The sequence below is a fragment of the Pseudomonas sp. NPDC077451 genome (genome assembly GCF_044543345.1).
GTDB lineage: Bacteria > Pseudomonadota > Gammaproteobacteria > Pseudomonadales > Pseudomonadaceae > Stutzerimonas.
Genome location: NZ_JBITVX010000004.1, coordinates 262,045 through 277,938 on the forward strand (window position 1 = coordinate 262,045; position 15,894 = coordinate 277,938).

Annotated in this window: 21 protein-coding genes; 11 read left to right on the forward strand and 10 right to left on the reverse strand. The window is 60.6% G+C overall.

Going from position 1 to position 15,894, the window contains the following annotated elements; all coding sequences use genetic code 11:
• Positions 1 to 35 precede the first annotated feature (35 nt).
• Both ACIGHL_RS09550 and ACIGHL_RS09555 read left to right on the forward strand, forming a co-directional pair.
• A complete protein-coding gene (locus ACIGHL_RS09550) occupies positions 36 to 977 on the forward strand; it encodes a sodium-dependent bicarbonate transport family permease (protein ID WP_045422567.1) in 942 nt (313 codons plus the stop codon).
• Between the two features lie 2 nt (positions 978 to 979).
• Entirely contained in the window at positions 980 to 1,282 is a 303-nt protein-coding gene (locus ACIGHL_RS09555; RefSeq protein WP_045422564.1) for a P-II family nitrogen regulator, read from the forward strand.
• Between the two features lie 92 nt (positions 1,283 to 1,374).
• Here the strand turns inward: ACIGHL_RS09555 and ACIGHL_RS09560 are convergent, their stop codons facing one another.
• Positions 1,375 to 1,770, reverse strand: a complete 396-nt coding sequence (locus tag ACIGHL_RS09560; RefSeq protein WP_128119630.1) for a hypothetical protein — start codon at positions 1,768 to 1,770, stop codon at positions 1,375 to 1,377.
• A gap of 322 nt (positions 1,771 to 2,092) precedes the next feature.
• Here ACIGHL_RS09560 and glsB point away from each other — a divergent pair, with 322 nt between their 5' ends.
• Together glsB and ACIGHL_RS09570 are read left to right on the forward strand one after the other, a co-directional pair.
• Positions 2,093 to 3,001, forward strand: coding sequence for a glutaminase B (gene glsB / locus ACIGHL_RS09565; RefSeq protein WP_128119629.1), 909 nt, complete (start codon positions 2,093 to 2,095; stop codon positions 2,999 to 3,001).
• A 128-nt stretch (positions 3,002 to 3,129) separates the two neighbouring features.
• A complete protein-coding gene (locus ACIGHL_RS09570; protein ID WP_128119628.1) occupies positions 3,130 to 3,825 on the forward strand; it encodes a carbonic anhydrase in 696 nt (231 codons plus the stop codon).
• 22 nt (positions 3,826 to 3,847) lie between these two features.
• Here the strand turns inward: ACIGHL_RS09570 and ACIGHL_RS09575 are convergent, their stop codons facing one another.
• The 3 genes from ACIGHL_RS09575 to ACIGHL_RS09585 all read right to left on the reverse strand — a co-directional run bounded on the left by ACIGHL_RS09575 (position 3,848) and on the right by ACIGHL_RS09585 (position 5,883).
• Positions 3,848 to 4,636 (reverse strand): substrate-binding periplasmic protein, encoded by a 789-nt coding sequence (locus ACIGHL_RS09575; protein WP_128119627.1) that lies wholly within the window; start codon positions 4,634 to 4,636, stop codon positions 3,848 to 3,850.
• Between the two features lie 258 nt (positions 4,637 to 4,894).
• Complete coding sequence (locus ACIGHL_RS09580; RefSeq protein WP_045422554.1) at positions 4,895 to 5,347, reverse strand: thioesterase domain-containing protein; 453 nt, start codon at positions 5,345 to 5,347, stop codon at positions 4,895 to 4,897.
• Positions 5,348 to 5,478: 131 nt separating this feature from the next.
• On the reverse strand, positions 5,479 to 5,883 hold the full coding sequence (locus ACIGHL_RS09585) for a YkgJ family cysteine cluster protein (RefSeq protein ID WP_216707010.1): 405 nt from the start codon (positions 5,881 to 5,883) through the stop codon (positions 5,479 to 5,481).
• Positions 5,884 to 6,085: 202 nt separating this feature from the next.
• Here ACIGHL_RS09585 and ACIGHL_RS09590 point away from each other — a divergent pair, with 202 nt between their 5' ends.
• The 5 genes from ACIGHL_RS09590 to ACIGHL_RS09610 all read left to right on the forward strand — a co-directional run bounded on the left by ACIGHL_RS09590 (position 6,086) and on the right by ACIGHL_RS09610 (position 11,275).
• Positions 6,086 to 8,545: a glycogen/starch/alpha-glucan phosphorylase gene (locus ACIGHL_RS09590; RefSeq protein ID WP_128119626.1), complete on the forward strand. Its 2,460-nt coding sequence runs from the start codon at positions 6,086 to 6,088 to the stop codon at positions 8,543 to 8,545.
• A gap of 210 nt (positions 8,546 to 8,755) precedes the next feature.
• A complete protein-coding gene (locus ACIGHL_RS09595; protein WP_128119625.1) occupies positions 8,756 to 9,766 on the forward strand; it encodes a class 1 fructose-bisphosphatase in 1,011 nt (336 codons plus the stop codon).
• Between the two features lie 3 nt (positions 9,767 to 9,769).
• Positions 9,770 to 10,372 (forward strand): DUF924 family protein, encoded by a 603-nt coding sequence (locus ACIGHL_RS09600; protein WP_128119624.1) that lies wholly within the window; start codon positions 9,770 to 9,772, stop codon positions 10,370 to 10,372.
• Positions 10,373 to 10,465: 93 nt separating this feature from the next.
• On the forward strand, positions 10,466 to 10,720 hold the full coding sequence (gene bamE, locus ACIGHL_RS09605) for an outer membrane protein assembly factor BamE domain-containing protein (RefSeq protein ID WP_128119623.1): 255 nt from the start codon (positions 10,466 to 10,468) through the stop codon (positions 10,718 to 10,720).
• A 9-nt stretch (positions 10,721 to 10,729) separates the two neighbouring features.
• Entirely contained in the window at positions 10,730 to 11,275 is a 546-nt protein-coding gene (locus ACIGHL_RS09610; protein WP_128119622.1) for a lipocalin family protein, read from the forward strand.
• A gap of 26 nt (positions 11,276 to 11,301) precedes the next feature.
• Here ACIGHL_RS09610 and ACIGHL_RS09615 read toward each other — a convergent pair whose 3' ends face one another.
• Entirely contained in the window at positions 11,302 to 11,733 is a 432-nt protein-coding gene (locus ACIGHL_RS09615; RefSeq protein ID WP_128119621.1) for a hypothetical protein, read from the reverse strand.
• Between the two features lie 76 nt (positions 11,734 to 11,809).
• Between ACIGHL_RS09615 and pip the strand changes: the two genes are divergently transcribed.
• A complete protein-coding gene (gene pip / locus ACIGHL_RS09620) occupies positions 11,810 to 12,781 on the forward strand; it encodes a prolyl aminopeptidase (RefSeq protein ID WP_128119620.1) in 972 nt (323 codons plus the stop codon).
• Positions 12,781 to 13,218 carry a D-aminoacyl-tRNA deacylase gene (gene dtd / locus ACIGHL_RS09625; protein ID WP_128119619.1) on the forward strand — a complete coding sequence of 146 codons (438 nt, stop codon included), beginning with the start codon at positions 12,781 to 12,783 and terminating at the stop codon, positions 13,216 to 13,218. Before pip ends, dtd begins: the two co-directional genes overlap by 1 nt.
• Positions 13,219 to 13,238: 20 nt before the next feature.
• Here the strand turns inward: dtd and ACIGHL_RS09630 are convergent, their stop codons facing one another.
• The 5 genes from ACIGHL_RS09630 to tatA all read right to left on the reverse strand — a co-directional run bounded on the left by ACIGHL_RS09630 (position 13,239) and on the right by tatA (position 15,890).
• Positions 13,239 to 13,658: a UPF0158 family protein gene (locus ACIGHL_RS09630; protein WP_128119618.1), complete on the reverse strand. Its 420-nt coding sequence runs from the start codon at positions 13,656 to 13,658 to the stop codon at positions 13,239 to 13,241.
• Between the two features lie 101 nt (positions 13,659 to 13,759).
• A complete protein-coding gene (locus tag ACIGHL_RS09635) occupies positions 13,760 to 14,467 on the reverse strand; it encodes a 16S rRNA (uracil(1498)-N(3))-methyltransferase (RefSeq protein WP_128119617.1) in 708 nt (235 codons plus the stop codon).
• Positions 14,464 to 15,267 carry a twin-arginine translocase subunit TatC gene (gene tatC / locus ACIGHL_RS09640; RefSeq protein ID WP_128119616.1) on the reverse strand — a complete coding sequence of 268 codons (804 nt, stop codon included), beginning with the start codon at positions 15,265 to 15,267 and terminating at the stop codon, positions 14,464 to 14,466. Before tatC ends, ACIGHL_RS09635 begins: the two co-directional genes overlap by 4 nt.
• Positions 15,264 to 15,653 (reverse strand): Sec-independent protein translocase protein TatB, encoded by a 390-nt coding sequence (tatB, locus tag ACIGHL_RS09645; protein ID WP_128119615.1) that lies wholly within the window; start codon positions 15,651 to 15,653, stop codon positions 15,264 to 15,266. Before tatB ends, tatC begins: the two co-directional genes overlap by 4 nt.
• Before the next feature lie 6 nt (positions 15,654 to 15,659).
• Positions 15,660 to 15,890: a twin-arginine translocase TatA/TatE family subunit gene (gene tatA / locus ACIGHL_RS09650; RefSeq protein ID WP_128119614.1), complete on the reverse strand. Its 231-nt coding sequence runs from the start codon at positions 15,888 to 15,890 to the stop codon at positions 15,660 to 15,662.
• Positions 15,891 to 15,894: the final 4 nt, after the last annotated feature.

Here is a 15,894-nt window from a genome sequence, read left to right on the forward strand (position 1 = left end):
CCCTTTTTTCTGTTCAATGAATCCGGGAGGTATCGATGGGGCTCGACCCAGTAGTGCTGTTCTTCCTGTTCGGCCTGTTTGCCGGGTTGGTGAAGAGTGAGTTGAAGCTGCCACCGGCGTTGTACGACACGCTGTCCATTCTGCTGCTGCTGGCGATCGGTCTACACGGTGGTGTCGAGCTGGCCGAACAGGCCAGCGCAGCGCTGCTGGGCCAGTCCGCGCTTGTGTTGCTGCTGGGTTGTACGCTGCCACTGTTGGCGTTTCCGTTTCTGCGGCTGCTGGGCTTTTCGCGGGTCGACTCGGCCAGCGTGGCGGCGCACTACGGCTCGGTCAGTGCCGGTACCTTTGCCGTGGTAGTGGCCTTTCTGTTGGCCAACAAAATCGCCTTCGAAAGCTACATGCCGCTGTTCGTGGCGATCCTGGAAATCCCGGCGATCCTTATCGGCATAATCCTGGCCAAGGGGATCAGCCGCGATACACATTGGAAGGAGCTGGGGCGCGAGATCTTTCTCGGCAAGAGCATCATGCTGCTACTGGGAGGATTGATCATCGGCGCCATCGCCGGCAAGGAGGGGATCAAGCCGCTCGAGCCCTTCTACACCAGCATGTTCAAGCCAGTGCTCGCACTCTTCCTGCTGGAAATGGGGTTGATTGCGTCCGGCCAGATGGGCTCCCTGCGCCGCTATGGGCTGAGGCTGGCGGTGTTCGGCCTGGGCATGCCACTGGTAGGCGCGGTGATCGGTGCGCTGCTAGCGCGACTGATGGGCCTGTCGCTCGGGGGCACTGCCATGCTCGCCACGCTGGCCGCCAGCGCCTCCTATATTGCGGTACCGGCGGCTATGCGACTGGCATTGCCTGAGGCCAACCCTTCGTTGTCGCTGACGGCGTCGCTGGGCATCACCTTTCCGTTCAACATCCTGGTCGGCATTCCGCTGTATCTCGCGCTGGCCGAAACCCTGATCGCCTGGGGGCTGTAGACATGACAATCGCAACCCGAACCCTGCTTACCGTGATCTGCGAAGCAGCGCTGGAAAAGAAGCTGGTGGCCGACCTCGACCACCTCGGCGCACCGGGCTGGACGCTGTCCGAAGCGCGCGGGCGAGGCAGCCGTGGTGTGCGCAGCGCCGAATGGGATACCGAAGGCAACATCCGCCTGGAGATCATCTGCAACCGCGAACTGGCCGAACGCATCGCAGAGCATCTTCAGGCGCGCTATTACGATAACTTCGCCATGGTCTGCTATCTGGCTGAAGTTGAGGTGTTGCGCCCGGAAAAGTTTTAACCGACTTGTCACGCGCCATCGGCTGGACGAGCTACAAGCGTTTGGAGCGATCCATCGCCTCAGGGCATACCGAGGCGATGTGCCGCGGGAATCTAGCGGTCTAGACGGCGCTGACTGCGAAGATCCTTCAGGTCGCCCTGGGTGCAGCTGAGCGGCTCGGCACCGGTCAGGTCATAGCAGCGCTGACCGAACCCCATCGGCCAGTAGATGATGCCTCCTGGCGGCCAGAAAATGGAGGCGACGCGGAAGCGCGCACGCAGCTGGCCTTGCTGCAGCAGCTCTCCGTCTTCGCTGCTGAGTTTGTAGGGAATGCCGCCAGCGGCTGTCCAGAAGAACGGACGCGTCTTGACCAGACCCTGGGAGTATTGCTGCGGCCGTTCATAAACCGAGACTTTGCTGTTCTCGGGCAGTTTGAAGTAGGTCGCGGTGGAGCAGCCGCTCACTGCCATCGCGAGCGCCAGCAGGCCCGCCGCACGTTTCAGTTTCATCTGTTTTCTTTCCTTGTTGTGACGCCCGAGGCACAGGCCGTGCCCCGTGAAGCGGGCGGCACTATACCGGAGCCAATCGTGATCTCGAAAACAGGGTGCTTTGTGTCGAGCGCCAGTTCAGCCGGAATGCGCCGTGAAGCCTTGATGTGTCACCTGCACGCGTTTGATTAGTGGGCTCGGCAGACTGTCTAGAGCATGGGTCGGAACGTGAGGCGTTGCGGTTGGACTCATGAAACAGACGCACCTTTTCGTACTGTGATGACCGTGGGTTTAGCGGCGTCTAGTAGCCTGGTGCGCCTCGCGCCTTTTACATGAGGATGTCATGCAAAACCTATTGAGTGAGATTCTCGACGAAGTCCGCCCGCTCCTCGGCCAAGGCAAGGTGGCCGACTATATTCCGGCGCTGGCGCACGTACCGGCTGATCAATTGGGGATCGCGGTCTACAGCGCCGAGGGTGAGCTTTACCACGCCGGTGATGCGAAGACGCCGTTTTCGATCCAGAGCATTTCCAAGGTCTTTAGCTTGGTGCAGGCAATTCAGCATTGCGGCGAGTCGTTGTGGGAGCGCCTGGGTCACGAGCCGTCTGGGCAGCCGTTCAACTCGTTGGTGCAGCTGGAGTTCGAGCGTGGCATACCACGCAACCCGTTCATCAATGCCGGGGCGCTGGTGATCTGTGACATCAACCAGTCGCGCTTTGCCGTGCCGGCACTGTCCATGCGCGATTTCGTTCGGCATCTGTCGGGCAATCCGCTGATTGTGTCCGACTCGGTAGTAGCCGAATCGGAATACCAGCATCGCGCGCGTAACGCCGCGATGGCGTATCTGATGCAGGCGTTCGGTAACGTCCACAATGATGTCGAGGCGGTGCTGCGCAGTTACTTCCATCATTGCGCGCTGCGCATGAGCTGCGTCGACCTGGCCCGTGCGTTTGGCTTTTTGGCTCGTGACGGCGCTTGCCTGGCAGGTGGCGAACCGGTGCTGACACCGCGCCAAGCGAAACAGGTCAATGCGATCATGGCCACCAGCGGTCTGTATGACGAGGCAGGTAATTTCGCTTACCGCGTTGGGTTGCCCGGCAAGAGCGGCGTAGGCGGTGGCATCGTCGCGGTCGTGCCGGGGCGCTTCACGGTCTGCGTCTGGTCACCCGAACTGAACCAGGCTGGGAATTCACTGATCGGCATGGCGGCACTGGAGAAGCTCTCCCAGCGAATCGGCTGGTCTATCTTTTGAGATCAGCGGTACAGATTCATCACGTCGAGGCAAGCGCCCGGCGTTCGTTACGGTCTGTCACATCTGTGCAGTGTCCGGCCTGATGCGTGCAACGTCGTACCTAACCAAACCATAAGAGAGATCGTGTTATGAGTCTCGAAGACAAGAAGACCGAAACAGCGCAGGAGGCGCTCGACAACCTGATCGCGGGGGTCATTCAGTTTCGTGAAGACATCTACCCGGAGCAGCGTGAGCTGTTCAGCAAGCTGGCCCACGAGCAGACGCCTCGGGCCATGTTCATCACCTGCGCGGACTCGCGAATCCTGCCCGAGCTGATCACCCAGAGCTCGCCGGGCGACCTGTTCGTGACCCGTAATGTCGGCAATATCGTGCCGCCCTACGGGATCATGAATGGCGGCGTGTCGACCGCCATCGAGTTCGCGGTGATGGCGCTTGGCGTGCATCACATCATCGTCTGCGGGCATTCCGATTGCGGTGCGATGAAAGCGGTGCTGAATCCCTCGAGCCTCGACGGAATGCCGACCGTACGGAGCTGGCTGCGACACGCCGAAGTGGCGAGGACGGTGGTCGAGGAAAACTGCGGCTGCGCCGACCACAACACGCTGGGCGTGCTGACCGAGGAGAACGTGTTGGCCCAACTCGACCATCTACGTACTCACCCATCAGTGGCGGCGCGGTTGGCCAGTGGGCAGCTGTTCATCCATGGCTGGGTGTACAACATCGGCACCAGTGAGATTCGCGCTTACGATGCGTCCAAGGGCGAGTTCCGTCTGATCGGCGACGGCCCACTGCCGATGGCCACACCGAAGTCACGCTACGTCTGAGCGCCTCGCGACCCCGGTGCGCTCAGGGCACCTTGCGGTCGCGTATCAGATAGCAGAGGTCGGGGGTCTTGCTGCAGCCGGCATACCCCTCGCCAATCACATCATTGAGCGCGCTCTGCAGACGCTCCACGGCTTCGTCAGGCGTGTCCTTGTGCAGCGCCAGGTACAGGTCTTCAGCTCGATAACTCAGCGCTGGCTTGAGGCCTTCTGCGCCCTGTTCTTTGGCCTGGTAACGCCAGACCGGATCAGCCGTTGCCCAGAGATCGAGGCGGCCGCTGAGCAATTTGCGCAGGTTTTCGTCTTCGCTGAGGCTATCGATTGGGCGCAACCCTTGTTGTTCCAGGTACTGGCTGATGCCGCTGCTTTTCTGCGCGCCGATTTCCAGCCCCTGGGCCTGAGCCAAGGAGTTGAGGTCGATGTGCTTGTCCGCCGCCGCGAGCAGCACACTTTCGTAGCGGGCCAGGGGCCCGACCCATTTGAATAAGCCTTCGTTCTGCGCCGTACGGGTGACGGAAAACAACCCGTGACCGGTGTCGGTGAGGGTCTGGTTGTAGATGCGGTCCCAGGGCGAGCGAAGCGTCAGGTTGTAGTCGATGCCGGCACGTTTGAAGATCTCCCGCACGGTATCAGTGGCGATGCCTTGCACCTCATCGCCGCGAGCGAAGTTCTTGTGCGCTGGCCCCATGTTGAAGGGTGGGAAATTGTCGGTCTGCAGGATGATCTGATAGTTCTTCGGCAACTCGGCGTGCGCGGCACCGCTGAGGGCGAGCAGCACACTGAGCAATAGGATGGCTTTACGGGACAGGCCCATGGCATCGGCTCCTTGACGCTGTATTTTTATTGTTGGCAGGTGCAGCGTAGTCCGGCGTGCGCTTGCATGCCAGTCTTAGCGGTAGCTTGCTAGCGCGGTAACGTCCGGCAATTGCTTACGATGGGGCACGACCGAACAGCCGGCGCCAGCCCGCCGCTTCGCAGTGGTTGCGCGGGCGTTTGGGCAGCGAGCGGTCAACGGTGCGCGCGGGCTGTAGCAGCCCGACGCACCCTGGCAGTGCAGAGGGGGCGGCTGCGTTTACTTATGCAGCACGAACTGGCCGGTGAAACGCACTGCGTCCCGGCCATCAGCAGCCAGGATGCGGCTGTGCAGGGTCAGACGCGAACGGCCACGGCGACGGTAGATCGTCTCGAATCGCTCCCAGGCGCTATCGTCCGGGGCCGAGCATACAGCGGTGGCGTCATCCATCACGGGCAGCGGATAGTCGATCTGGCCTTCCTGAATGACGATATGACCGTCGTCGATCCCGGCCTCGCGCAGGCGCAGGTGCAGCCAGCCCCAGCCAGCCAGCACCGAGGCGCAGTAGAGGCTGCCACCGAACATGCTGCTTTTGTGGTTGATGTTCGCTTGCAGCGGGACCTTCAGGCGCAGCTCATGATTTTCCCAATGCTCGACGCGCAGGCCCATCGCCCGGGTCAGTGGGATGTCGTGGTGCAGAATGGCTTCCAGGTAGCGGCTATCGCGGCTCATGCCGGGTGGATTCCTAACGTATGCGGATACAGGCAGACGTCAAGCATGACTGCTGAGTCACGATATTGCCAGTTTCCGCGGCGCTTTTTAGCGGCCGTTTTCCGACGTTTCGGATGGGTTGGAAAGCGGCGTTAGCGCGCTGCGGTTTTCTGCTGATAGGCGCAGTAGCAGGGCCTTGGACCGACATGCGGGTGGTTGCGGCAGGTATCGGGGCGCTTGGCATAGACCGTGCACAAGCGTGTCTTGCGATCGAGGTAAAGACAGTCTCCGTTGGCCAGTCGGGTCAGGGTGAAGATGCCGTGCTTCTGATTGAAATGTTCAACGAGGCCTTCTTTGCTCAGGCGTCTGGCGATGCCCTTGAGCGGCTCGTCACGCTCGAAGGCGTCGACCACCTCAAGGCGGATCAGGTCATCGATCCGCACCTCGACCGGCAAAGTGCAACACCTGGCGTGGCAGTCTCGGCACAGGCCGTTGCTGTATCGCGCCCAGGTTTCGAGGCGTACGGGGTCGGCAGAAGCGATCAAACGTGTCTTCACAGCGGCGGTATCGGTAATGGCGGCGCGCGCTCATAGCGACATGGGGTGGAATTTCCAGCGAAACCCACGAGTCGAACGCCGGACAGACGGTCGCCCAGATGCTGTTGAAACCTGCAAACCTGTCTGTATTGCCGTTTTTTGGGGCGGCCTGGCGCCGCCATGAATGCTTCGTATCCTTTCACCCGCTGCACGAGGTCTGTCCATGACGCAAGAAACGACTGCTCCCAACGCCGATGAGGTCGCAGCTTTTCGTGAAAACGTAATCAGCAAGCTGACCTATTCGATCGGTAAGGACCCCGAGCATGCCTCCGACCATGACTGGTTCGAGGCGGTGGCGCTGGCCACGCGTGACCGTATGATCGACCAGTGGATGGACCGTACCCGACAGGGCTATCGCGAAGGCAAGAAGCGGGTCTATTACCTCTCGCTGGAATTCCTCATAGGCCGTCTGCTCACCGACAGCCTCAGTAACCTGGGCCTGCTCGATGTGGCGCGCGAGGCGCTGGCCGGCGTAGATGTCGACTTCGAGCGCATTCGCGTGCTCGAGCCTGACGCCGCGCTGGGTAATGGTGGCCTGGGGCGTCTGGCGGCCTGTTTCATGGAAAGCATGGCGACTCTCGGCGTTGCCGCGCACGGCTATGGCATCCGCTACGATCACGGCCTGTTCCGCCAGGCGATCGTCGATGGTTGGCAGCACGAGCAGACCGAGACCTGGTTGAATTTCGGCAATCCATGGGAATTCGAGCGACCCGAAGTCAGCTATCTGATCGGCTTCGGCGGCAGCGTGGCGGCGATGCCGTCGGATGGCAGCAGCTCTGATCAGCCCAAGCATTTCTGGCACTGGGCCGAAGGGGTCCGGGCCATTGCCTACGACACGCCAGTGGTGGGCTGGCGCGGTGCTAGCGTTAACACTTTGCGTTTGTGGCGTGCGCGGGCCGAGGCTGACTTCCATCTGGAACGCTTCAACGCCGGCGACCACATCGGTGCGGTCGCTGAGGAAGCGCGCGCTGAAAGCATCTCTCGTGTTCTGTATCCCGCTGACAGCACCGAAGCGGGGCAGGAGCTGCGTCTGCGCCAGGAGTATTTCTTCGTTGCGGCATCCTTGCAGGACTTGCTGCGCCGACACCTGGATCAGCGCGGCACGCTGATGAATCTTCCGGAATTCGCCGCTATCCAGCTCAACGACACGCACCCGGCGATCGCCGTTGCCGAGTTGATGCGCCTGCTGGTAGACGTGCATGACGTGCCGTGGCGCAAGGCCTGGGAGCTGACCGTCGGCACCCTGTCCTACACCAACCACACGCTGCTGCCCGAGGCGCTGGAAACCTGGCCGGTGGGGCTGATGGAGCGCCTGCTGCCGCGGCACATGCAGATTATCTACCTGCTCAATGCCCAGCATCTCGATGCGTTGCGTGAGCGCGGTATCCACGACGTAAATCTGCTGCGCTCGGTCTCGCTGATCGAAGAAGGCCACGGCCGCCGCGTACGCATGGGCAACCTCGCGTTTCTCGGTTCGCACTGTGTTAACGGTGTTTCAGCACTGCACACCGGGCTGATGCGCGAGACGGTCTTCACCGACCTGCATTCGCTCTATCCCAAGCGGATCAGCAACAAGACCAACGGCATCACTTTCCGCCGTTGGCTGTATCAGGCCAACCCTCAGCTCACCCGGCTGCTGGTCGATCATGTCGGCGAAGAGCTGCTTGATTCGCCGGAGACGCTGCTGCGCAAGCTGGAGCCATGCGCCGATCAGCCGGATTTCCGCGCCCGCTTCGCATCGCAGCGACTGGGCAATAAACAACTACTAGCGCGCATGATTCAGGACCGCCTGGGTATCACCGTCGACCCGAATGCCCTGTTTGATGTGCATGTCAAACGCATCCACGAGTACAAGCGGCAACTGCTCAACCTGCTGCATACCGTCGCGCTGTATCAGGCGATTCGCTCCGATCCAGGTGGTAACTGGGTGCCGCGCGTGAAGATATTTGCCGGCAAGGCGGCGGCCAGTTACCACACGGCAAAACTGATCATCAAGCTGACCAACGACATCGCGCGGACCATCAACGATGACCCAACGGTGCGCGGCCTGCTGAAGGTGGTGTTCCTGCCGAACTACAACGTGAGCCTGGCCGAACGCATCATCCCGGCGGCCGACCTATCCGAGCAGATTTCTACCGCCGGGCTCGAGGCGTCGGGCACCAGCAACATGAAGTTCGCCCTCAACGGCGCGCTAACCATCGGTACGCTGGACGGCGCCAACGTCGAAATGTGCGAGCAGATCGGTGCCGAGCATATGTTCATCTTTGGCATGACTGCGCAGGAGGTCGAGGCGCGCAAACAGGCGAATGAGTACAACGCCGAAGCCACCATCATCGGCTCGCCCCGGCTCAACGAGGTGTTGATGGCGATCCGCAATGGCGCCTTCTCGGCGGAAGACCCGGGTCGCTATACCGCCTTGATCGACGGCTTGAAATGGCACGATACCTTCATGGTTTGTGCCGACTTCGAGGCCTATTGGCAGGCGCAGCTGGAAGTCGAGGCGCGCTGGCGCGATGCGGACAGCTGGTGGCGCTCGGCAGTGCTCAACACGGCACGCACCGGCTGGTTCTCGTCGGACCGTACCATCCGCGAATATGCCCAGGAGATCTGGAAGGTGCTCTGATGGGTAAAGTGAAGCGGCTTGGCGGGTTGTTGGATCGAACCGCCGCCGCTTCCGCATGATGGGAGGCGTTCCGGGAAGACGGAAGATATGGTTTGCAGGCACTTTGCCGCTTCGCTGAACTCTGCACCCGGTCGACAGGTCTGAGGGAGGGTTAGTTTCCCCCCGGCCTGCTAAACTGCGCGGGCTTATCCATCCCTCCGGAGCCATTCCATGTCACGCGTAACCCTGAGTCGCTACTTGATTGAGCAGACCCGCAGCAACAACACCCCTGCAGATCTGCGCTTCCTTATCGAAGTAGTGGCTCGAGCGTGCAAGGAAATCAGCCACGCCGTCTCCAAAGGCGCATTGGGCGGTGTTCTCGGGGCGACTGAAACCGAGAACATCCAGGGCGAAGTGCAGAAGAAACTCGACGTCCTTTCCAACGAAATCCTGCTCGAAGCCAACGAATGGGGCGGCCACCTGGCCGGCATGGCCTCGGAAGAAATGGACAACGCCTACCAGATTCCTGGCAAGTATCCGAAAGGCGCCTACCTGCTGGTCTTCGATCCGCTGGATGGCTCCAGCAACATCGACGTCAACGTATCCGTCGGCACTATCTTCTCCGTGCTGCGCTGCCCAGACGCGTGCTTCTCCCAAAATGACGCCCTTGGCGAGGAGGCTTTCCTCCAGCCCGGTACCAAGCAGGTTGCAGCCGGTTATGCGATCTACGGACCGCAGACCATGCTCATGCTGACGCTGGGCAACGGCGTTATGGGCTTCACCCTCGATCGCGAACTGGGCAGCTTCGTGCTGACTCATGAAAACATCCGTGTGCCGGAAAGCACCGCTGAATTCGCCATCAACATGTCCAACCAGCGTCACTGGGAAGCACCGGTGCAGCGCTACGTTGGCGAGTTGCTGGCCGGCAATGAAGGCCCGCTGAACAAGAACTACAACATGCGTTGGATCGCTTCGATGGTGGCTGACGTGCACCGCATCCTGACCCGTGGCGGCATGTTCATGTACCCACGCGATTCGCGCGAGCCTGGCAAGGCCGGCAAGCTGCGCCTGATGTACGAAGCCAACCCGATGTCTTTTATCATCGAGCAGGCCGGCGGCGCGGCAACCACCGGCACTCAGCGCATTCTCGACGTCCAACCCGAGTCGCTGCACCAGCGTGTGCCAGTGTTCCTGGGGTCGAAGGAAGAAGTCGAGCGCGTCACTGGTTATCACAAGGCCTGAAAGATGACCTCGCCCTCACAGGAATTGCTGAACTGGTGGTTCGGTGAGGGCGCCACTGCTACTGAGGTAGCTGGCGCAAAGAATAGCCTCTGGTTCGGCTACAAGCCCGAACAGGATGAAGAAGCCCGCGAGCGTTTCGGTGGTCTCATCGAGCGTGCACTCGCAGGCGAGCTGAACGAGTGGGCCGAGTCGCCACATGGCTGGCTCGCACTTGTCCTTCTCCTTGATCAGCTTCCACGCATGATCCATCGCGGCACGCCGAAGGCATTCGCCGGAGACGAGCGCGCGCTGCAGCTCGTGCGGGACGGCATGGCCCATGGCGGCGATGTCCTGCTGGCGCCTATACAGCGTGTATTCATTTACCTTGTGCTGGAACACGCGGAAAATCTCAGCGTGCAGGATCAGGCCGTGCAGCAGTTCGAGCAACTCCTTGGCATCGCCGATGCGGGCGAGCAAAAGCTGTTTGCCGATTTCCTCGACTTTGCTGAACGCCATCGGCAGGTCATTGCTCGCTTCGGCCGCTTTCCTCATCGCAATGCCATGCTGGGTCGCAGCTCGAGCGAGGCTGAACAGACTTTTCTCGCCGGGCCTGGTTCAGGCTTCTAGTCCTGCTGAGGAACCTTCCTGGGCGGCTTGTTTTCTATCTTTTACCGCAAGGCCAAGCAAGGCCAGCCGTTGACTCGAAAAAAGGAATCCGCCATGTCGTTGCGCTATGTATCGCTGGTCATCGCTGTCGTGCTGTTGGCTGCGTGCAGTCCGGTGACGCAGGAAAACTTCTCCAAGTTGCAGGCGGGGATGTCCCGTGCAGAGGTCGAAAAGCTATTGGGCAAGCCAGGCGAGTGCGCTGGCGCGCTGGGCATGTCGAGCTGCACCTGGGGGCAGAAAAATCGATTCATCAGCATCCAGTTCGCGGGTGACAAAGTCATGATGTTTTCGGGCCAAGGTCTGAAATAAGGAGCTCGCATGCGCCTGTTCGTTGCGCTTTTCACTGCACTGCTGGTCGCCGGATGTGCAGGTTCCGGCAGTAACGTGAACGGACCTGAGACCGCCGGGCAGGTGGATCTGGAACGCTATCAAGGCACCTGGTACGAGCACGCGCGCCTGCCGATGTTTTTTCAGCGCAACTGCGTGCGCTCGCAGGCGAATTACCAGCTGCAGGATGACGGCAGCGTGGCGGTAACCAATCGCTGCGAAACCGAAGATGGTGAACAGCAGGAGGCCACGGGGGAGGCGGTACCGCAGCAGAAGGGCGAGACGGACAAGCTGTGGGTTCGCTTCGACAACTGGTTCAGCAATCTCTTCCCGGGCCTGACCAAGGGACATTACTGGATCCTTTATCTTGCCGATGACTACAGTGTGGCGCTGGTCGGCAGTCCTGATCGGGATTACCTCTGGTTGCTATCGCGAGAAAAGGAGATCAAGGAGGCAACCCGGGACCGCTTGCTCGACGAGGCGCGTAAGCGTGGCTATGACATCAGCGCGCTGATCTGGCGCGGTGAAGCGGGCTGAGTTGCCATTTCGCAGGGGCAGGTCGGCTAGTCCCAGTTCAATCGAGCCAGTTGCCATTTCCCATCGGCTAGCCACCATTCGAGCCGGGCGTTGTAATGCCCGAGCCGCTGAGGCAGGAGGGCTTCGGCACCGGTCAGCGCCACCTGTGCCTCGCTGTAGCCTTTGTCCGGGTAGGTCGGGTCAATCCAGCTGCGGCTGTTGAGTGCGATGACGTGCACGTTGCGATGACGTAGGAACATCAAAGTAGCCGTGCGTCTTGCCCAGTCCCGATCCGCCTCTTGGTTAGCGCTGAACTCCTGGTGAATGAGATCCATGAGCCGTGAGGCGTCTTTGCTTTCGATGCTCTCCTGCAGCGATTCAACAGCCGCCTGCAGCGCAGCCTCTGGATCATCGCGACCACATCCGACCAGCATCAGCGCTACTGCCATGAACGCGACGGCTAATTTCCATACGGGCATGCCTAACCTCTCGAACCTCGTTATGATGCCGGAAACGTCCGGCGGCCTAACCCGCGTACCGATCATGGAGTGTGCCATGCAAACCTTGTATCCGGAGATCAAACCCTACGCCCGGCATGAGCTGGCGGTCGAAGCGCCGCATGTGCTTTACGTCGACGAGAGTGGGTCGCCGGAGGGCCTGCCTGTTGTATTCGTTCACGGTGGCCCAGGCGGTGGTTGTGATGCGCTGAGTCGTCGCTTCTTCGACCCTAACCTTTACCGCATCATCACGTTCGATCAGCGTGGCTGCGGTCGTTCCACGCCCCATGCAAGTCTCGAAAATAACACCACGGCGCACCTGATCGCGGACATGGAGCACATCCGCGAATTTCTTGGCATCGACAAGTGGGTGCTGTTTGGCGGCTCCTGGGGTTCGACGCTGTCGCTCGCGTATGCCCAGACCTTTCCCGAGCGTGTCCATGCACTCATCCTGCGAGGCATCTTCCTGTGTCGGCCGGAGGACTTCCAGTGGTTCTATCAGGAAGGCGCTAGCCGCCTGTTTCCAGATTATTGGCAGGACTTCATCGCCCCGATTCCGCCAGAAGAACGCGGCGATCTAATGCAGGCGTTCTACAAACGTTTGACCGGTACCGACCAGATCGCCCAGATGCATGCGGCCAAGGCCTGGTCCTGCTGGGAGGGGCGCACGGCCACGCTGCGGCCCAATACCCAAGTAGTCGATCGTTTCTCCGATACTCATCGTGCGCTGGCAATGGCGCGTATCGAGTGCCATTACTTCGTCAACCAGGCATTTCTTGAACCGAACCAGTTACTGCGCGACGTGCACAAGATTGCACACCTGCCGGGCATCATAGTGCATGGCCGTTATGACGTAATCTGCCCGCTGGACAATGCGTGGGCGCTGCACGAGGCCTGGCCCAACAGCGAGCTGCAGATCATTCGCGAGGCTGGCCATTCAGCATCCGAACATGGCATCTGCGATGCACTGGTCCGAGCCGCGGCCGAGATAGCACAGCGCCTGCTCGACCTGCCCCCTGAGGAGGCCTGATGAAGGCATTGATCCAGCGCGTGGGTCAGGCGCGGGTCGAGGTGGCTGGCGAGGTGATCGGCTCGATCGATCAGGGCCTGCTGGTGCTGGTCGGGGTCGAGCGAGAGGATGATCGAGCGCGTGCCGATAAGCTCCTGCACAAGCTGTTGCGATACCGAGTGTTCAGCGACGAGAACGACAAGATGAACCGCTCACTTTCCGACGTCGGCGGTGGTCTGTTGCTGGTTTCTCAATTCACCCTAGCGGCGGACACGAACAGTGGTCTACGGCCGAGCTTCTCAACTGCTGCGCCTCCAGAGCTGGGTGAAGAGCTCTACAATTACCTGGTCGGTCAGGCGCGTCTGCAGCATCCGAATGTGGCCTGCGGCCGTTTCGGTGCCGATATGCAGGTCTATCTTCAGAACGACGGGCCGGTGACCTTCCTGCTGGAAAGCTGAGGGTAAGGCGGCGGGCTAGGTCAGCGTTTCGACGATTCGAGCCCATTTTCGTGCAGCCAGGTAATAGCGTATTCACGTAACTGCACCGCCTGATAGTCCAGCCAGGCCTGGCGAACATCCGGAAAGTCTTCCAGCTTGAAGTCGAACGTTCGCAGCGGCTTGCGTCCCTGCAAGGCATTGGCAAGGACGGTATGTGCGTTGGGGTCGTGCTGGGTGAACAGGAACGCTTCACGCATCGCGATCGATTGCGCCAGCCCGAGAGGCTCGATGTGCAAGTAGCGATCTTCTTGCACATCATATTTTTCATCGGCACCTGGGGCGGCTTCTCCGGGGAAAACCGCCTGAATCTGGCCGGACTCCAGGTCCAGGTAATGCTCGCTGGCGTCGCGGTTTTCCAGGGCGTATTCCAGGCGGTGAAGATCTATGGTCAAGGGTCGCATGGCTACAACTATGATTGAGGGGTTCACAGGCTCTGACCCGTGCGCACCGCTTGCGTGCACTACGTTCATCGGTACCGCGTCGCATCTCGGCTAAATGATCTTCAGAACAAGCGCGCCAGCAGGGCGCTGACGGCGGTCTCAACTCGCAGAATGCGATCCCCAAGCTGCACTGGCTGCAAGCCTGCCTCGGTCAGTTTCTCCACTTCGTAGGGTATCCAGCCGCCTTCGGGACCAATAGCCAGCGTCACCGGCTCGCTCAGTGCACGAGGGCAGGCCGGGTAGTCGCCTGGGTGACCGACCAGGCCGCGGGTACCGGCAACCAGCTGTGGCAGGCGGTCTTCTACGAAGGGTTTGAAGCGCTTCTCGATGATGACTTCAGGCAACACGGTATCGCGGGCCTGCTCCAATCCGAGTAGCAGCTGTTCGCGGATGGCCTGCGGCTCGAGGAACGGGGTCTGCCAGAAACTCTTCTCTACGCGGTAGCTGTTAAGCAAGACAAGCTTAGGCACGCCCATGCTGGCTACCGTTTGCAGGACGCGGCGCAGCATCTTCGGCCGGGGCAAGGCCAACAGCAGAGTAACGGGCAATTTGGCTGGCGGAGTTTGCTGCAGCTCGATCTTGAGTTCGGCTTCCGTGGCGTCCAGACGCAGCAGTTGTCCCTGGCCCATTTGGCCGCCTAGCAGTCCGACCCTCAGGCACTCTCCCGCCTCGGCGCGGTGAACCTCATGGAGGTGTGTCAGACGGCGGTCACGCAGAACTACCCGATCGGCGGCGACAAAGTCGGCCGCCTCCAGCAGCAACAGATTCACGGACGTGAAACGGGTGGTTGATCGCCGGGGTCGGGTTCGCTGCCGTCTGCATCACCGCGAAATTCTTCTTCGCGCTTCTTCACCATGCTGCCGCAGATTAGACCGGCCTCGAACAGTATCCACATAGGCACAGCGAGCAAGGCCTGGGAGAACACGTCGGGCGGCGTCAACACCATGCCAACGACGAAGCAGCCGACCACAACGTAGGGACGGCTTTTGCGCAGGGTGGCTACGTCGACGATGCCCACCCAGATCAGCAGGAAGGTCGCTACCGGGATTTCGAACGCCACGCCAAAGGCGAAGAACAATGTCAGCACGAAGTCGAGGTACTGACCGATGTCGGTCATCATCGCCACGCCTTCGGGTGTCACGCTGGCAAAGAAGCCGAACATGATTGGGAAGACCACGAAGTACGCGAAGGCCATGCCGCCGTAGAAGAGGAAGATGCTGGAGATCAGCAACGGCACCGCAACGCGCTTTTCATGCTTGTACAGACCGGGCGCAATAAAGCTCCAGATCTGATGCAGGATGACCGGCATCGACAGGAACAGCGCCACCATCATCGTCAGCTTGAACGGTGTCAGGAACGGCGAGGCCACGCCTGTGGCGATCATCGTCGCGCCTTCTGGCAGGTAGGCCCGCAGCGGTGCGGCCACCAGCGCGTAGATCTGCTGGGAGAAGTAAAACAACCCGCCAAACAGCAGCAGTATCGCCACCACGCAGCGCAGTAGCCGCTTGCGCAATTCGGTCAGGTGGGCAATCAGCGGCATTTCCTGATCATCAATGGATGTATTGCTCATGGCTCAGGCGATTTGTCCGGGCGAGGTACGGGGGCCGTGTCGGCGGGTTTGGCTTCTGTGGACGCTGCCTCTTCGAGGTGGCTGGCATCCGGTGGCGGTGTGGCCGATTGCGGAGATGGCGTGCTGTTGGCGATGGGCGAGCTGGGCATGATGCTCTGCTTCATTTCCCGCTCAAGGTCGAGGATGCGCTCGTTGTGTAGCTGACGGCGAATCTCGTCGGCGCCAATCTCGCGTTCGACCTCGGACTTGATGTTCGCAAAGCTTCGCTTGGCGCGACCAATCCAAAGTCCTGCAGTGCGCACCGCACCGGGCAAGCGCTCAGGGCCGAGAACGAACAGCGCAACCAAGCCGATCAGCAGCAGTTCGGTGAAACCGATATCGAACATGGCGCGTCAGTTCTTCTTTGTCGGTTCTTCGACCTTGCGGGCCTCGGCATCGATGGTGTGGTTTTGTTTCTCATCGACACCGGGCTTTTCCTCGTCGGTGCCCATGGACTTGCGGAAGCCCTTGATCGCATCGCCAAGGTCGGAGCCCATGCCCTTGAGGCGCTTGGTGCCAAAAAGCATGACCACGATGAGCAGAACGATCAGGAGCTGCCAGATGCTGATTCCACCAAAACCCATGCTG

What these genes read in the sequence shown, in the direction of transcription:
- ACIGHL_RS09550 (WP_045422567.1), top strand. Translation starts at nt 36, where the DNA reads ATGGGGCTCGACCCAGTAGTGCTGTTCTTCCTGTTCGGCCTGTTTGCC.
- ACIGHL_RS09555 (WP_045422564.1), top strand. Translation starts at nt 980, where the DNA reads ATGACAATCGCAACCCGAACCCTGCTTACCGTGATCTGCGAAGCAGCG.
- ACIGHL_RS09560 (WP_128119630.1), bottom strand. Translation starts at nt 1,770, where the DNA reads ATGAAACTGAAACGTGCGGCGGGCCTGCTGGCGCTCGCGATGGCAGTG.
- glsB (WP_128119629.1), top strand. Translation starts at nt 2,093, where the DNA reads ATGCAAAACCTATTGAGTGAGATTCTCGACGAAGTCCGCCCGCTCCTC.
- ACIGHL_RS09570 (WP_128119628.1), top strand. Translation starts at nt 3,130, where the DNA reads ATGAGTCTCGAAGACAAGAAGACCGAAACAGCGCAGGAGGCGCTCGAC.
- ACIGHL_RS09575 (WP_128119627.1), bottom strand. Translation starts at nt 4,636, where the DNA reads ATGGGCCTGTCCCGTAAAGCCATCCTATTGCTCAGTGTGCTGCTCGCC.
- ACIGHL_RS09580 (WP_045422554.1), bottom strand. Translation starts at nt 5,347, where the DNA reads ATGAGCCGCGATAGCCGCTACCTGGAAGCCATTCTGCACCACGACATC.
- ACIGHL_RS09590 (WP_128119626.1), top strand. Translation starts at nt 6,086, where the DNA reads ATGACGCAAGAAACGACTGCTCCCAACGCCGATGAGGTCGCAGCTTTT.
- ACIGHL_RS09595 (WP_128119625.1), top strand. Translation starts at nt 8,756, where the DNA reads ATGTCACGCGTAACCCTGAGTCGCTACTTGATTGAGCAGACCCGCAGC.
- ACIGHL_RS09600 (WP_128119624.1), top strand. Translation starts at nt 9,770, where the DNA reads ATGACCTCGCCCTCACAGGAATTGCTGAACTGGTGGTTCGGTGAGGGC.
- bamE (WP_128119623.1), top strand. Translation starts at nt 10,466, where the DNA reads ATGTCGTTGCGCTATGTATCGCTGGTCATCGCTGTCGTGCTGTTGGCT.
- ACIGHL_RS09610 (WP_128119622.1), top strand. Translation starts at nt 10,730, where the DNA reads ATGCGCCTGTTCGTTGCGCTTTTCACTGCACTGCTGGTCGCCGGATGT.
- ACIGHL_RS09615 (WP_128119621.1), bottom strand. Translation starts at nt 11,733, where the DNA reads ATGCCCGTATGGAAATTAGCCGTCGCGTTCATGGCAGTAGCGCTGATG.
- pip (WP_128119620.1), top strand. Translation starts at nt 11,810, where the DNA reads ATGCAAACCTTGTATCCGGAGATCAAACCCTACGCCCGGCATGAGCTG.
- dtd (WP_128119619.1), top strand. Translation starts at nt 12,781, where the DNA reads ATGAAGGCATTGATCCAGCGCGTGGGTCAGGCGCGGGTCGAGGTGGCT.
- ACIGHL_RS09630 (WP_128119618.1), bottom strand. Translation starts at nt 13,658, where the DNA reads ATGCGACCCTTGACCATAGATCTTCACCGCCTGGAATACGCCCTGGAA.
- tatC (WP_128119616.1), bottom strand. Translation starts at nt 15,267, where the DNA reads ATGAGCAATACATCCATTGATGATCAGGAAATGCCGCTGATTGCCCAC.
- tatB (WP_128119615.1), bottom strand. Translation starts at nt 15,653, where the DNA reads ATGTTCGATATCGGTTTCACCGAACTGCTGCTGATCGGCTTGGTTGCG.
- tatA (WP_128119614.1), bottom strand. Translation starts at nt 15,890, where the DNA reads ATGGGTTTTGGTGGAATCAGCATCTGGCAGCTCCTGATCGTTCTGCTC.